The sequence below is a fragment of the Nocardia sp. NPDC050413 genome, from assembly GCF_040655475.1.
Taxonomy (GTDB): domain Bacteria; phylum Actinomycetota; class Actinomycetes; order Mycobacteriales; family Mycobacteriaceae; genus Nocardia; species Nocardia coubleae.
Window position 1 is genome coordinate 402,378 of the sequence record NZ_JBFAJZ010000004.1, and the last position, 14,505, is coordinate 416,882.

The window sequence follows — 14,505 nt, forward strand, 5'->3', positions numbered from 1 at the left end:
CAACATGTGAATGAATTCAGTGTGGCGTTGCTGGATTACATGCAACATGTGGGCTGTTTCCGCTGGATTAACATTCATCGCATGCGGATCAGGCGGTGAGTCAGTTCGTCGGTGTCGACTCTCGTGCTGTGGCCGTCGCGGATCACCGCCTCGCCGTCGACCCAGACCGTGTCGATCACGCGGGGTGAAGCGGTTGTCAGCAGGGTCGCGCCAGGGTCGAGCACAGGCAGACAAGCGAAGTCGCGGTCGAAGCGGACCAGGGTGAGGTCGGCCCGGTCGCCGACGGCGATGCCGGTGTGTACCGGCCCGCCGAGCACCCGACCGGCCGCACCCGTGGCCATGTGCAACATGCGATCGATGCCGAACAGGTCGGCGCGGCGGTGTGCGGCACGTTGCAGGTACGCGCCCATGCGCAGAGTCAGGAGCATGTCCTGGGTGTCGTTGCTGGCCGCGCCGTCGACGCCGAGGGTCACGTCGATTCCGGCGGCCAGCATGTCGCCGATCGGGGCGATGCCGCTGCCGAGGCGCATGTTCGAGATCGGGTTGTAGGAGACGGTGACGCCGCGCTCGGCGAAGACCGCGCGACCGTGCGCGTCGAGGTTCACACAGTGCACGGCGAGCGTGCGCTCCCCCAGGAAGCCGTTGGTGTCGAGGTAGTCGACGGCGCCCATACCGGCGTGCAGGCGGCACATGTCGTCGTCGGTGGTGGTCTCGAGGACATGGATCGACACCGTCTTGCCGGTCGAGGCGGCGTAGGCGCGGGCCGCCGCCATGCCGTCGGGGGTGAGGCAGCGCGGGTTGGGCACGGCCAGCGCGGTGGTGATGCGCGAGCCCGCCAGCTGCCGGTCGAGTGCGTCGATATGGGCGAACGCCTCGTCGAGCGGTTGCATCAGGCGCGGGTCGAGCCCCCATTTGCGGGTGACGTCGGCGCGGTCGGCGATGCCGCGCCCGAGAACCACCCGGATGCCGAGCTCGTCGAGCGCGCGGATCACGGCCTGGTGGACCTGGTCGGACGGGTTCGGCCACAGGTGCTCGACCACCGTGGTCACCCCGCTGCGCAGCAGTTCCAAGCCACCGGCCAGGGCCGAGAGGTAGGTCTGTTCAGGAGTGGCGGCGACGGTGTGCTCGCCGACGCAGCGCAACCATTCCAGCAGCGGCAGCCCTTCCCCCACGCCACGAAGCACCGCTTGTTGCAGGTGGGTGTGGGTGTTGACGAAGCCGGGAAGCAGATAGCCGCCCGCACCGTCGAAGCGTGGAAGCGCCACGTGCTCCTGGCCGGCGCGAAATGCGGCGACCCGGCCGTCGCGGACGACGACCTCACCAGGCTGCCACCCCTGCGGCGTGTAGACGGTGACATCGGTGATGACCACGGACGAACCCATGCGCGCACCCCTTCGGTTGCGGCTGGTTCGCTCGCCGGGTTCAGCCGAGCACGTCGTCCGTTGCAGCCATGAACGTCGTAGGACCGACCCTAGGAATCCGGTATTTCCCCGGCGTTAAAGCCGTGTCACGGGCGGAGGTCGGCCGCCGGGGCGAGGATGTCGACGACCGGGGCGGATTCCGGTTCCAGGAACGCGAGCAGGGCTGCGGCCTCCGATTCGACCTCTGTCGCTTCGGCTTTCGTCCAGGCGCGGCTAGGGCTCACGCGGAGGCGGGCGGTTCCCGCCTTCACGAAGACTTTGTAGACCCCCGCGGTGAAGCCGTCGATCAGGACCGGTGAGACATTGACGCCGAGGGAACGTGGGGTGATGGTTTCACTGATGACGCGGCTGCGGTCCTGGTGGGAGAGCAGGGCGTTGTCGTACCAGCCGAGCAGGCGCACCGGGGCGGGCAGGTCGGGGTCGGCGAGTTCGAGTTCGGCGGCGTCGTAGAGGGTCCGGCCGCGTTCGTCGGTGTAGGTGCGGACGCGGTCGCCCAGGTCGGCGACCACCTGTTTCATGCCGGGCAGGCGCGACCAGGTCTGCATGTCCATGGTCGAGGCCGGGCCGAAGGCGCGCAGGTAGCGCAGGATCAGTTCGGCCACCGGATAGTCCGGGTCGAGCGGGGCGCCCAGCCACGGCTGCACCCGCGACCAGACGGGTCGGCTGTTGTCGCGCCAGCGGCCACGCGGTGGGGTCTGCAGGACCGGGAGCTGGTAGAGCCAGGTCTGCGACACCGCGCCCGGATCGCGATCCGGGTAGCGGATGGCGGCTTCGGCGCGCAGGTCGGCGGCCGACATCGGTTCGTCGCCGAGCACCGCCTCCCCGTCGGCGCGGACCTGCTCGGGGTCGAGGCCGACCATGGCCCCGTAGTTGAAACCCTTACGGAAGGGCACTTTTTCGAGTTCGGGCTGGATGTGCGGGGCGATGCGGAGGGCGTCGGGCGGGGTGACGAGGTGGATGGTGCCGCGCATCAGGGTGATCCGCACCAGCGTGCGGTCGTCCAATCCGCGCGACACCGTGTCGGGGTCGAAATCGACTGTCCGGCTCCACAAACCGATGAACGGCGGCGGGACATCCTGCGCCTGCAACCCGACGAGATGCTCGCACATCTGCGGTGTGCTCAGGGTGGACCGTTCGAGGAGGTGCTGCCGCGCGAGCAGCGTCCGGTTCAGTACTCGATTCGACAACTGCACGGCGCGCTCCTTCGATCCCGGCGACGAACCGGACGCTACCCCGGCGCTCCGACAACCTCACACCGAGTCAGCGCAGTTGTACGACGACCTTGCCGGTCGCGGTCCGGTTGTCCAGGGCCGCAACGGCTTCGGCCGTGCGTTCCAGGGGGTAGAGCACCGGTTCCGGCGCCGTGACGGCACCGGAGGCGAACAGCGGCTCCAGGTCGGCCCATTGTTCGGCCAGGTAACCGGGGTGGGTCATCACCCATTCACCCCAGGCCGCACCGACGACCTCCACGTTCTTGAGCAGCAGCCGGTTCACCTTCACCGTGGGGATCTCGCCCGCGGTGAACCCGACGACGAGCAACCGGCCACCGCCCGCGAGGCTGCGGATGCTGTCGGTGAAACGGTCGCCGCCCACCGGGTCGAGCACGATGTCGACGCCCCGACCGCCGGTGAGGTCCTTGACCGCCGCCAGCCAGCCGTCGGTGAGCACCACGTCGGTGGCGCCGTTGGCCTTGGCGACCTGCGCCTTGGCCTCGGTGCTCACCACCGCGATCACCCGGCCCGCGCCGAGCGCCTTGGCCAGCCGCAGGGTCGAGGTACCGACGCCACCGGCCGCACCGTGCACGAGGACCGTCTCGCCTTCGGCCAGCCTGCCGCGCTTGGTGAGGCAGAAGTGCACGGTCAGGTCGTTGAACAGGATGCCCGCACCCGACTCGAGCGAGACGTTGTCCGGCAGCTTGAAGACCGCGTCGGCGGGGGCCACCGCCACCTCCGCGACGCCGTTGCCGAGCATGGTCAGTGCCGCGACCCGGTCACCGGCACGCAGCCCCGACTCGGCGGGCGCATCACGAACCACACCACCGACCTCACCGCCGACGACGAACGGCAGACCCGGCTTCATCTGGTAGAGACCGCGCGTCATCAGGACATCGGGGAAGGCGATCCCGGCGGCGTGCACGTCGATGAGGACACCGCCCGGGTAAGCGACCGGTTCGGGCAGGTCGACGATCTCGATCGACGACGGACCTTCCAACTTGCTCACCTGAGCTGCACGCATCCGGGAAACCTCTCTCGACATCGAACCCCTGTCGAACATATCCCGACCACGCTCAGCGATGGGCGAATTCCAGCATCGCCTCACTGGAGAGCACCGAACCACCCTTGATGATGGTCAGGCCCGCGGGCGTGACCTGGTATTGCGTTCCGTCGCTCGGGTTGGTCGCGGTGAAACCGCCGCCACCGGTCGGGACGGGATCGTCGAGTTCGATCGCGTTGCCGTTGCGCACCGCGACACCCTTGTAGTAGAAGCGGTCGGCCCCGGTGTGGCAGATGACCACCCGCGAGGTGGTGGTGCGCGCGATCGTCATGGCGGCGTCGTTGTCGTTGCAGCGCGGGCCACCGCTGAGGAAACCCTGCCCGTCGGCGCCGGTGACGGCCGAATTCAGCGGCGGCACAGTGGTTGTGGTCGGTTTCGGCTCCGTCGGCGGCGCCTGCGGAACGCCGGTGGGCACTTGCTGGCTGACCGACACCACCACCGGCGGCGGCACCTGCAGACTGGACGAGGACACCGGCTGACCTGCGCGATCGGTGCCGGAATCGTTGACGCTCAACATCACCCACACCGCCACCCCGACAGCGGCCACGACGATCAGCGCGCCGAGCGCACCGGCGAGAATCGGCGTCGCCGAATTCCGCTGCGGAAGAGGCAGCGGTTCCGACGGATGGGCGTAGGCACCCGAGGAGAACTGGGGGCCGGTGCTCATCCTGGTCTGCTGCCGCCCGGACTGCGCGAAACCGGCGATCGGCTGCTGCGGTGCGGACCGGTGCGCCGCGGCGGGTGGCTGAGCAGGCGAGGGAGCGGTCGGCGGCGGTGGTTGCGGCCCGGTGACCCGGGTCTGCCCGGTGAACGGGCGCGGCGGCGGCTGCTTCACCAACGGCGTCACCCGCGGGCCGGGAACGGTTGCGGGCGCGTCGCGTTCGGCCTGCACCAGTGCGGCACGGGCGGCGCGAGCCAGGTCGCCCGGCGAGCCGTAGCGCTGCTCGGGCCGCTTGGCCATGCCACGCTCGATCACCGCGTCGAACGCCGACAGCGCCGGATCGACCGCACTCGGCCGGGGTGGCGGTGCCATCTGATGCGAACCGATCGCGCCGGCGAGACTGTTCACCGGGAACGGCACCCGTCCCACCAGCGACTCGTAGAGCACACAGGTGAGCGCATAGGTGTCGACGGCCGGCGTCATCGGGACGTCCTCGAACCGTTCCGGCGCCATGTAGGCCATCGAACCGACGGCGCTGCCCGCGCTGGTGAGCTGCGGATCGGACGCGCCGTGCGCGATACCGAAGTCGACCAGATAGGCGAACAGGTTGGCCGTGAGCAGGATGTTGGCCGGCTTCACGTCACGATGCACCAGGCCGAGCTCGTGCGCGGCATCGAGCGCGGCCGCGATCTGCTCGACCACCTGCACCGCCTCGCCGGGCGTCAGCTTGCCGTGCTGCTGCAGCCGCTCCTTGAGATCGGAACCGCGCACCAGGCGCATGTCGATGTAGAGCACACCGTCGACCTCACCCCAGTCGTGCACCGGGATGACGTGCGGCTCCTGCACACTGGCCATCGCATGGGATTCGCGGCGGAAACGCTGCACATAGGTGGGGTCGGCCGCCAGCTCACGATTGAGCACCTTGAGCGCGACGACGCGATCCTTGGTGGTGTCGAAAGCCTCGTAGACCTCGCCCATACCGCCGACTCCGAGAAGCCGACGCAACTCATAGCGCCCGAACATCGCGCCTGCCATCGCCCCGCCGGCCATTCCAGCAGGTTACCGGGCGCCTACAGCACTTGTCATGTACGCCGGTGGGGGCTAGTCCCGGCTCGACGTGAGGGTGTGATCTGCGCACCGTAAAGTCGAGGGCAGAACTACGCAAGAAGTCGCGGCTCACCTGTGTGGACCGCGCAAGGAGCACACGTGTCACTCGATCAGCCACTGGCCCCGCTACCCCAGGAGGGCACGGGTTTCGCCACGGCGTGGCCTGTCCGGGCCGGCGACGTGGACCCGTACCACCGGCTGCGCTTCGACGGGGTCGCCCGCTACCTGCAGGATATCGCCTACGAGGAACTGCATCAGACCGCGCTGCACCGCACCGATCCCACCTGGATCGTGCGCCGCACCGTCATCGACGTGATCCGCCCGGTCGTCTTCCCCGATCACGTACACCTCACGCGGTGGTGCGCGAGCATGTCGACCAGGTGGACGAACATGCGCGTGCGCATCACGAGCGAAGGCGGCGGCCTGATCGAGACCGAGGGGTTCTGGATCAACCTCAGCGAGTCGAGCAACCTGCCCGCCCGCATCAGCGACGAAGGCCTGGCCTACCTGGCCCGCACCACCGACGAACACCGGCTGCGGTGGCGGCCCTACCTCACCGATCCGGCGCCGCGCGAATCCGACACCGATGTGCCGTTCCCGGTGCGCGCCACCGACATCGACCAGTACAACCATGTGAACAACGCCTGCTACTGGCAGGCCGTGGAGCAGTTCCTCGTCGACTATCCGAAACTGCTCGCGGTGCCGCATCGGGCGGTGATCGAGTACGTGGCGCCGGTGCTGGCGCGTGAACACATCACGGTGCGCGGGCGGTACGAGCCGGGCGATGTGAGTGGGCGGCCGGTGTTGCGGTTGTGGTTCGTGGTCGGTGGGATCACGACAACCGTCGTCAAGGTCATGCCCCTGCCCTAGCTCGGGCGGGCGGCGGCCGAGAACCGGCGGCGGGTGGGCCTGGTTCTCGGCCGCGGGTCCGATTACCCCTTCGCGGCCTTGAGGAGGTCGGCGCGGGTGGTGAACTTGACGCGGGGTCGGCCCGCGGCTTTACCCGCGGCCTTTTCCGCCTGGTCGATGGTCTTCCAGGCGGCACGGTCGACGAGGTCGGGCTGACGCTCGGTGAGCAGGGCGCGCAGGGCGGCCCGGTCGCCGGTCGGGTCGGTGAGCCTGCCCGCGATGAAGTCGTCGATCAGGGCTTCGACGGTTTCCTCGGCATCGATCCGGTTGGAGCCGATCACGCCGCGCGGGCCACGCTTGATCCAGCCCGCCACGTACACACCGGGCAGGGGCTGGGTATCGGCGAGCACGCGGCCGTGCTCGCTCGGCACCACACCGCGCCGCTCGTCGAACGGCAGGCCGGGCACGGGGACGCCGCGGTAACCGATCGAGCGGAGCACCAGGCCGGTGTCGAGGCGCTCGGTGCGGTCGGTGGGAGTGGCGACGAGGTCGGCGGTGAGTTCGTTGTGCGCGAACTCGATACCGGTGACGTGGTCGTCACCGAGCACCTCGGTGGGGGTCGCCAGGTAGCGGAAGACGATGCGCTTGTTCGCCGGATCGCGTCGGCCGGTCGAATACTCCTGGGCCAGCTGATACTTGAGTCGCAGCGAGGGTTCGATGTTCGGGTCGTCGAGGATCGCGCGGCTGTGGTCGTCCAGATCGAGGTCGGCGGGATCGACGACCACGTCGACACCCTTCAAATGGGTGAGCGCCAGGAACTCCGGCGAGCTGTAGGCGGCCTGCAGCGGACCGCGGCGGCCGAGAATCACGACCTCGCGGATGTTGCTGCGGCGCAGGGCGTCCAGGGCGTGGTCGGCGATATCGGTCTTGGCCAGCTCGTCCGGGTCGACGGTGAGCACGCGCGCCACGTCGAGCGCCACATTGCCGTTGCCGACGATCACCGCGCGCTCACCCGACAGGTCGAACTCGCGCTCGGCGAAATCGGGATGGCCGTTGTACCAGGCGACGAACTCGGTGGCCGAATGGCTGCCGGGCAGGTCCTCACCCGGGACACCGAGCTTGCGGTCGCTCGACGCGCCGACGGCGTAGATCACGGCGTGGTGGTGCTCGAGCAGCTCACGGTGATCGATGTGTTCGCCGATCTCGACATTGAGGTAGTACTGCAGAGTGTCGCGGCGGAAGGCCGATTCGAACATCGTCGCGACGTTCTTGGTGCCCGCGTGATCGGGCGCCACGCCCGCGCGAACCAGACCCCACGGCGTGGGCAGCCGGTCGAACATCTCCACCTCGACATCGCTGCGCCGCAACAGCTCGTCGGCGGCGTAGCAGGCCGCCGGGCCCGCACCGACGATCGCGACGCGCAGGGTGCCGAGACTCTTCGGTGGGCGCACGGGGGTGGCGAGTGGGTCGAAATTCGTCTCCAGCGGGTGACGCCGGAAGTACTCGGCATTGATCTCGCGGTACCTGCCGAGCGAGGCGAGGAGATCGTCCTCGGAGAAGATGGCGTCCACCGGGCACGCATCGACACAGGCGCCGCAGTCGATACAGGTGTCTGGGTCGATGTAGAGCATTTCCGCCGTGGCGAACTCCGGCTGATCCGGGGTCGGGCGGATGCAGTCGACCGGGCACTCGGTGACGCAGCTGGCGTCGTTGCAACAACGCTGCGTGATGACGTAGGCCATGGGTGCAGATCCTCGAAATGTGTGGTCGGACGTCACCTCGGGTATGAGTGACGCAGCTTTCAGTGTGCCTCGAGTGTGACTGCGACCTCATCGGTGTGCACGATTACCGTGTAGTACATGGCGGTGACCCTGATCCTGATGCGGCACGGAAAATCGGCGTACCCGGACGGGGTGGAGGACCACGAACGGCCACTGGCCCCACGCGGCGAACGCGAAGCCGCACTGGCGGGCGACTGGTTGCGCGCCACCCAGCCGGCGATCGACGCGGTGCGTTGCTCCACCGCCCAGCGCACCCGGCTCACCCTGGCCGCCACCGGGATCGACGCTCCCGTCGAGTACCGCGACGACATCTACGAGGCGAACCCGCACACCCTGATCGAGCTGATCCAGCTCACCGACGATGCTGTCTCGACTCTCCTCCTTGTCGGTCATGTTCCCGGAATTCCTTGGACCGCTTGGGATCTCGCGACCAACCGCGATTCCGACGCGGCCACCGAGCTAAGCCGCAAGTTCCCCACCTCGGCGCTGGCGGTGCTCGAGTTCGACCGGCCGTGGGCGCGCGTGGACCAGGGAACCGGCGAACTGACGCACTTCCACGTGCCGCGCTGACCTACTTCAGCAGCTTGCCCCCGACCACGATTCCGACGCCGAGCAGCGCGAGCAACACGAAGGCGACCACGCCGTTCGTCAGCCACCAGACCACGCCGAGTACCAGTACCACCGGCGCCACCGCGATGGCGGTGATCACCGGGCTCTCCTTCACCGTTTCCCAAGCCGAGCGGGCCCGGATGCGGTCGATCTCCTTAGCCATGTGATCCACACTACGTTTCTGTCGGTGGGCGGTGGGATGCTTGACCGCATGGATTGGAAAATCGAGCTCGTTGCCATCCCGGTCACCGATATCGATCGGGCCAAGGACTTCTACACCAGCATCGGTTTCAACGCCGATCACGACCACACACCGAGCCCCGACATCCGCTTCGTCCAGCTCACCCCGCCGGGTTCGGGCTGCTCGATCTGCATCGGCCGCGGCATCACCCAGGCTGCTCCCGGCAGCGTCGAGGGCATGCAGATGGTGGTGCCGAGCGCCCAGCAGGCCTACGAACAACTCGTCGCGGCGGGCGTCGAGGCGACCCCGGTGCAGGATCTGGGCTGGGGCCTGTTCACGTTCTTCGCCGACCCCGACGGAAACCGCTGGGCGGTACAGGAACTGCCGAAGTACAACTGAGATCGGCTCGTCCCGCGAATAGGCTTGCTTGGAGTGCACTCCAGGTGGCTAGCGTCGGTGGAGTTCCACGGAAAGGGACGAGCACGATGGATCCGGAAGCGGTTCGGCACACCGACAGCGCGAACGAACGGGAGCGCCCGAAATACTCGATCGGCGAGGTCGCCGAGCGGTCGGGCCTCAGTCGCGACACGCTGCGCTGGTACGAGCGGATCGGGCTGATGAACTACATCGGTCGCGACCACACCGGCAACCGCCGCTTCAGCGATCGTGATCTGGAGTGGCTGGAGCTGATCGCGCGGCTGCGCACGACCGGCATGCCGGTGGCCGACATGATCCGGTATGCCGAACTGGTGCGGGCGGGTGAGCAGACCTTCCCGCAACGGCTGGAGATGTTCCGGCAGACCAGGGCCGACGTGCTCGACAAGATCGCGGAACTGCAGAAGACCGTGGCCGTGCTGGACTACAAGATCGCCGTGTACGAGGGCCGATCCGAGTTGGTCCCGCCCGTCACGCTCACCGCGCACACGAGCGAAGGAACCGATACATGAGCACCACTCTGCCGACCACCACCCTCGGCGCCGACGGCCGACGGGTCGGCATCCAGGGTCTCGGCTGCATGGGCATCAGCGAGTTCTACGGCGACTCCGACCTGGCCGAGTCCCGGGCCACCCTCGAGCACGCCCTCGAACTCGGCGTGACCCTGTTCGACACCGCCGATATCTACGGCTCCGGCCACAACGAGGAATTCCTGTCCGGTTTCGTCCGCGAACACCGTGACGAGCTGGTGATCGCCACCAAATTCGGCATCGTGCGCAAGGCCGACGATCCGGCGTTCCGCGGTTTCGACAACTCCCCCGAATACATCCGCGCCGCCGTGGACGCGAGCCTGCGCAGGCTCGGTGTCGACACCATCGACCTGTACTACATGCACCGCCGCGACCCGGCCGTGCCGATCGAGGACACCGTCGCCACGATGGCCGAGCTGGTCACCGCGGGCAAGGTGCGCGCGCTCGGCCTGTCGGAGGTGACCGGCGACGAACTGCGCGCCGCCCACGCGGTGCACCCGATCGCGGCCGTGCAGTCGGAGTGGTCGCTGTTCTCCCGCGATGTGGAGCGCACCGCCGTGCCCGCCGCGGCCGAACTCGGCGTGACGTTCGTGCCGTACTCGCCGCTGGGTCGCGGGTTCCTCACCGGCGCGTTCCGCAATGCGGACAGCCTCGGCGGCAACGACTTCCGGCAGCGGATGCCCCGCTTCACCGGCGCCAACGCCGAACGCAATGCCGAACTCCTCGCACCGCTGGCGGCGATCGCGCGAACACACGGCATCACCCAGGCTCAGGTCGCTCTCGCATGGGTGCACACGCGCGCCGAGGCACACGGTCTTCCCGTGGTGCCGATCCCGGGCACCCGCAAGCGCGGCAGGCTCGCGGAGAACGTCGCGGCCGCCGGGGTGCGGCTCAGCGACGACGAACTCGCGACGCTGGAACCGATCGCCGGACAGGTGGCGGGCCCACGGTACGCGGACATGTCGTTCACCTCGGCGGGACGGGAATAGCATCGGATCGGGCGCGGCCGGGAATACTCACGCCGCGCCCGGGTTGGTCGGTATACCAAGTCACGAGCGCACCTGTCGGCGGTGCGGAAGGAGCGCAAGATGTCGGAGACCACCGCGTCGCAGGCCCGTGTCGTCCGCAACCAGGACAAGAACCGCTACGACATCTTCTACGGCGACGAACTCGCCGGCTTCGCCGAGTACATCGAGCGCGGCAACGACACCGACTTCGTGCACACCGAGATCGACGACGCCTTCGGCGGCAAGGGCCTCGGCAGCAAGCTGGCCCGCTACGCCGTGGAGGACGTGATCGCGCGCGGGCGAACCATCACCCCGCACTGCCCGTTCATCCGCGGCTGGCTCGACAAGCACCCCGAGTTCGACGCGCACGTGGTCGGCAAGGGCATCCCCGGATGAGCGACCTCGAGGCCGACCCCACCGAGGTGCTGTGCGAACCGTCGCCGAGCCCCGGCCCGATCACCGAGCTGTACCCGGCCAGGGAGGTCCCGCTCGGCGGTGTGCGCGGCGTGTACGTGGAACGCACCCTGCCGCAACGGGATCTGCCGACCGTCGGCGCGTGGTGTTTCCTCGACCGGTTCGGCTCGCCCACCGTCACCCGCACCGGCGCCTCGCCCGACATCCTGCCCCACCCGCACATCGGCCTGCAGACGGTGACCTGGCCGTTCGACGGGCAGATCCGGCACCGCGATTCGGTGGGTTCGGATGTGCGGATCGAACCGGGTCAGCTGAACCTGATGACCTCCGGTCGCGGCATCGCGCATTCGGAGTTCGGCGTACCTGGCGCGAACGCGGGCAACGGCCTGCAACTGTGGATCGCCCTGCCCGACAACGCGACCGGCGTCGAACCGCACTTCGAACAGCACCGCGAGCTGCCCGTATACGAGGAACCGGGACTGCGGGCGACCGTGCTGATCGGCTCGCTGGGCGGCGTCATCTCACCGGCGAAGGCCTATACGCCGATCGTCGGCGCGGACATCGTCCTCGATCCCGGCGCCGACGTGCGATTACCGCTGGAACGCGCCTTCGAGCACGCGGTGCTCGTCGTCGAGGGCGCGGTCGTCGTCGACGGCATCGAGCTCGGTCCCGGACCGCTGCTGTACCTGGGCACCGATCGGGCCGAGGTGCGTTTGACGAGCACCGACCGCGCGCATTTCGCCCTGATCGGCGGTGAGCCGTTCACGGAGGAACTGGTGATGTGGTGGAACTTCGTGGGGCGAAGTCACGAGGAGATCGTCGCGGCGCGCGAGGCGTGGGAAGCCCACGACACCAGCCGGTTCGGGCAGGTGGTCGACCATCCGGACCAGGAGCGGATTCCCGCTCCGCCGCTGCCGCCGCTGCGGTTGAAGCCGCGTAAACGCGCGACCGGCTGCTCGCACAGCTGAGCAGCCGGGCCTGCGTCGTGAGTCCGGGCGCGGTCAGCGGTTTCCGGCGAGCAGGGCGTCGAGGGCGCGGTAGCTGTCGTTGAGGCCGGTCTCCATGCCGGAGGCGAGCATGCCCGCGCATTCCTCGGCGGTGTGGAAGATGCTGTCGGTGACCACGCGGGTGCGGCCGTTGCCGAGGTCGACGAAGGTGGTCGTGTCGATCGAGATGTGGGCGGGCATACCGTCCCATTCGAAGGACTGCACGATCCGCTCCTTCGGGGTGATCTCGCGGAAGCGGCCCTCGAAACCGTAGGACTCGTCGCCCTCGTGCTCGACGAAACGCCAGTGGCCGCCCTTGCGGAACTCCCAGCGCTCGATGTCGACCTCGTGGCCGCGCGCCCACCAGCGCGACAGCTGCTCGACGCGGCTGTAGGCGTCCCACACCCGATCCAGCGGTGCGTCGAAATCGCGTTCGATGTGCACTTCGCGGTCCGAGGTGGAGGTGATGACCGCGTCCTTGATTGTGGTGCTCATTGCTCTGGCTCCGTTCGTCGCAGGAATTCGTCGAGACGGTCCATCCGGGCTTCCAGCATCTGCCGATAACCCTGCATCCAGGCCACCTCCCGATCGAACACGTGCTCGCCGATACGGCAGTACCGCACCCGACCACGCTTCTCGGTGACCACCATCCCCGCATCCTCGAGCAACCCGATGTGCTTCTTGATGCCGGTCAACGTCATCTCGAACCGCTCGGCCAACTCGCTGACGGTGGCGGGCCCACGACCGAGATGCTCGAGGATGCCCCGCCGGGTGGGGTCCGCGAGCGCCCCGAACGAGGCGTCTAGGAAGTCATACTGAACCATCTAGTTCAGTATTGCGCGCGGGGCACGGCGCGTCAAGAGGCGGTCGGGAGTTTGCCGAATTCGCTGTACCGACAGCGGGATTTACTACTACGCTTCGTCGTAGACATTCCGGCGGAGGGGAAAACGATGGACAAGACAACGTGCTGCATCGTCGGCGGCGGGCCGGCCGGAATGATGGCGGGCCTGCTGCTCGCGCGGGCGGGCGTCGAGGTCACCGTGCTGGAAAAGCACCCCGACTTCCTTCGCGACTTCCGCGGCGACACCGTCCATCCGTCGACGATTCGACTGCTCGACCAGCTCGGGCTCGGTACCGAATTCGCCCGTCTCCCCCAGTCCGCGCTGACCACCCTGCGCGTCTACGCGGGCGACCGCATGGTGGTCGCCGCCGACTTCACCCGGGTCCCCGGCCGCTACCGGCACATCGCGATGGTGCCGCAGTGGGATTTCCTCGACCTGCTGGCCGGGGCCGCCGCCACGGAACCCGGGTTCACCCTGCGGATGCGCTCGACCGTCACCGGGCTCGTCCAGGAGTCCGGCACGGTCGTCGGCGTGCGCTACCTCGACGCGACGGGCGACACGCACACGCTGCGCGCCGACCTCGTCATCGCCTGCGACGGACGCGATTCCGTGGCACGAGAGTCGGCGGGCCTGCGTCAGCGAAGCGAGGACGTACCGATGGACATGTGGTTCTTCCGCATCCCCAAGGCCGTCGACGACAGTGCGAGCGGCGCCGTACAGACCCGTTTCACCAGCGGAAACTCGGCCGTGGCGATCGATCGCGGCGACTACTACCAAACCGGATACATCATCGAGAAGGGTTGCGACGCAACGCTGCGCGCCGAGCACGACGTGCAGTGGCTGCGGGATCGGATCGGCGAGCTGTTCGACTGGCCGGGCGAGTCGCTGGCACACATCCGGTCCTGGGACGACGTCAAGTTGCTCGAGGTGACCGTCGGGATGCTCGAACGCTGGTACGTGCCCGGCCTGCTCTGCATCGGCGACGCCGCGCACACCATGTCACCGGTCGGCGGTGTCGGCGTGAACCTCGCCATCCAGGACGCCGTCGCCGCCGCCCGCCTCCTCGCGCGACCCCTGCTCGACGGCACCGTCACCACCGCCGACCTCGACAAGGTGCAGCGCAGGCGGATGCTGCCCGCGAGCTTCACCCAGCGCTCGCAGCGCGGCGAACACGAGCTGCTCATCGCCCCCGCCCTGCGCGGCGATCTGGACGCCGCACCGCTGCCGCTGCGTGTGGTCGACGCGATGCCCGCGCTCGCCGGGCTCACCGCGTACCTGGGCGGTATCGGACTTCGGCCGGAGCACGCGCCCGACTTCGCCCGGCGTCCACCCGTCGGTGCGGACCCTGTGAATCCAGCTCACTGAACTGTGGATTCGTACGCCGATCACGACTGTTGGTTGTGGCCTT

General features: G+C 68.4%; 16 protein-coding genes. 8 read left to right on the forward strand and 8 right to left on the reverse strand.

Annotation, left to right across the window (positions count from 1 at the left end; all coding sequences use genetic code 11):
- Positions 1–74: 74 nt before the first annotated feature.
- The 4 genes from AB0I19_RS13955 to AB0I19_RS13970 form a co-directional block, all read right to left on the reverse strand.
- On the reverse strand, positions 75–1,382 hold the full coding sequence (locus AB0I19_RS13955; RefSeq protein WP_357148415.1) for an amidohydrolase family protein: 1,308 nt from the start codon (positions 1,380–1,382) through the stop codon (positions 75–77).
- Positions 1,383–1,507: 125 nt separating this feature from the next.
- Positions 1,508–2,614 carry a winged helix DNA-binding domain-containing protein gene (locus tag AB0I19_RS13960; protein ID WP_357148418.1) on the reverse strand — a complete coding sequence of 369 codons (1,107 nt, stop codon included), beginning with the start codon at positions 2,612–2,614 and terminating at the stop codon, positions 1,508–1,510.
- Positions 2,615–2,681: 67 nt separating this feature from the next.
- The gene (locus tag AB0I19_RS13965; RefSeq protein WP_357148421.1) at positions 2,682–3,656 is read right to left on the reverse strand and encodes an NADPH:quinone oxidoreductase family protein; all 975 of its coding nucleotides are present in this window, start codon (positions 3,654–3,656) and stop codon (positions 2,682–2,684) included.
- Between the two features lie 52 nt (positions 3,657–3,708).
- Positions 3,709–5,406, reverse strand: a complete 1,698-nt coding sequence (locus AB0I19_RS13970) for a serine/threonine-protein kinase (RefSeq protein ID WP_357148423.1) — start codon at positions 5,404–5,406, stop codon at positions 3,709–3,711.
- A 156-nt stretch (positions 5,407–5,562) separates the two neighbouring features.
- Here AB0I19_RS13970 and AB0I19_RS13975 point away from each other — a divergent pair, with 156 nt between their 5' ends.
- On the forward strand, positions 5,563–6,333 hold the full coding sequence (locus AB0I19_RS13975) for an acyl-ACP thioesterase domain-containing protein (protein ID WP_067485874.1): 771 nt from the start codon (positions 5,563–5,565) through the stop codon (positions 6,331–6,333).
- Positions 6,334–6,395: 62 nt separating this feature from the next.
- On the opposite strand, the gene AB0I19_RS13980 is transcribed toward AB0I19_RS13975, so the two are convergent.
- Positions 6,396–8,054, reverse strand: a complete 1,659-nt coding sequence (locus AB0I19_RS13980; RefSeq protein WP_357148427.1) for an FAD-dependent oxidoreductase — start codon at positions 8,052–8,054, stop codon at positions 6,396–6,398.
- A gap of 117 nt (positions 8,055–8,171) precedes the next feature.
- On the opposite strand from AB0I19_RS13980, the gene AB0I19_RS13985 reads away from it, so the two are divergent.
- The gene (locus AB0I19_RS13985; RefSeq protein ID WP_067641855.1) at positions 8,172–8,663 is read left to right on the forward strand and encodes a histidine phosphatase family protein; all 492 of its coding nucleotides are present in this window, start codon (positions 8,172–8,174) and stop codon (positions 8,661–8,663) included.
- Between the two features lies 1 nt (position 8,664).
- On the opposite strand, the gene AB0I19_RS13990 is transcribed toward AB0I19_RS13985, so the two are convergent.
- Positions 8,665–8,865 carry a hypothetical protein gene (locus AB0I19_RS13990; RefSeq protein WP_067485129.1) on the reverse strand — a complete coding sequence of 67 codons (201 nt, stop codon included), beginning with the start codon at positions 8,863–8,865 and terminating at the stop codon, positions 8,665–8,667.
- A 48-nt stretch (positions 8,866–8,913) separates the two neighbouring features.
- On the opposite strand from AB0I19_RS13990, the gene AB0I19_RS13995 reads away from it, so the two are divergent.
- The 5 genes from AB0I19_RS13995 (at position 8,914) to AB0I19_RS14015 (ending at position 12,237) form a co-directional block, all read left to right on the forward strand.
- Entirely contained in the window at positions 8,914–9,282 is a 369-nt protein-coding gene (locus AB0I19_RS13995) for a VOC family protein (RefSeq protein WP_067485872.1), read from the forward strand.
- A gap of 86 nt (positions 9,283–9,368) precedes the next feature.
- On the forward strand, positions 9,369–9,830 hold the full coding sequence (locus AB0I19_RS14000; RefSeq protein ID WP_067641856.1) for a MerR family transcriptional regulator: 462 nt from the start codon (positions 9,369–9,371) through the stop codon (positions 9,828–9,830).
- On the forward strand, positions 9,827–10,837 hold the full coding sequence (locus tag AB0I19_RS14005) for an aldo/keto reductase (RefSeq protein ID WP_357148430.1): 1,011 nt from the start codon (positions 9,827–9,829) through the stop codon (positions 10,835–10,837). The genes AB0I19_RS14000 and AB0I19_RS14005 overlap by 4 nt, the downstream gene beginning before the upstream one ends.
- A gap of 99 nt (positions 10,838–10,936) precedes the next feature.
- The gene (locus tag AB0I19_RS14010) at positions 10,937–11,251 is read left to right on the forward strand and encodes a GNAT family N-acetyltransferase (RefSeq protein ID WP_357148432.1); all 315 of its coding nucleotides are present in this window, start codon (positions 10,937–10,939) and stop codon (positions 11,249–11,251) included.
- A complete protein-coding gene (locus AB0I19_RS14015) occupies positions 11,248–12,237 on the forward strand; it encodes a pirin family protein (protein ID WP_357148435.1) in 990 nt (329 codons plus the stop codon). The genes AB0I19_RS14010 and AB0I19_RS14015 overlap by 4 nt, the downstream gene beginning before the upstream one ends.
- A gap of 33 nt (positions 12,238–12,270) precedes the next feature.
- On the opposite strand, the gene AB0I19_RS14020 is transcribed toward AB0I19_RS14015, so the two are convergent.
- Together AB0I19_RS14020 and AB0I19_RS14025 are read right to left on the reverse strand one after the other, a co-directional pair.
- Positions 12,271–12,750, reverse strand: coding sequence for an SRPBCC family protein (locus AB0I19_RS14020; protein ID WP_357148438.1), 480 nt, complete (start codon positions 12,748–12,750; stop codon positions 12,271–12,273).
- Positions 12,747–13,079, reverse strand: a complete 333-nt coding sequence (locus AB0I19_RS14025; protein WP_067485870.1) for a metalloregulator ArsR/SmtB family transcription factor — start codon at positions 13,077–13,079, stop codon at positions 12,747–12,749. The genes AB0I19_RS14020 and AB0I19_RS14025 overlap by 4 nt, the downstream gene beginning before the upstream one ends.
- Before the next feature lie 126 nt (positions 13,080–13,205).
- Here AB0I19_RS14025 and AB0I19_RS14030 point away from each other — a divergent pair, with 126 nt between their 5' ends.
- Positions 13,206–14,462 (forward strand): FAD-dependent oxidoreductase, encoded by a 1,257-nt coding sequence (locus AB0I19_RS14030; protein ID WP_357148441.1) that lies wholly within the window; start codon positions 13,206–13,208, stop codon positions 14,460–14,462.
- The last annotated feature ends 43 nt before the right edge of the window (positions 14,463–14,505 follow it).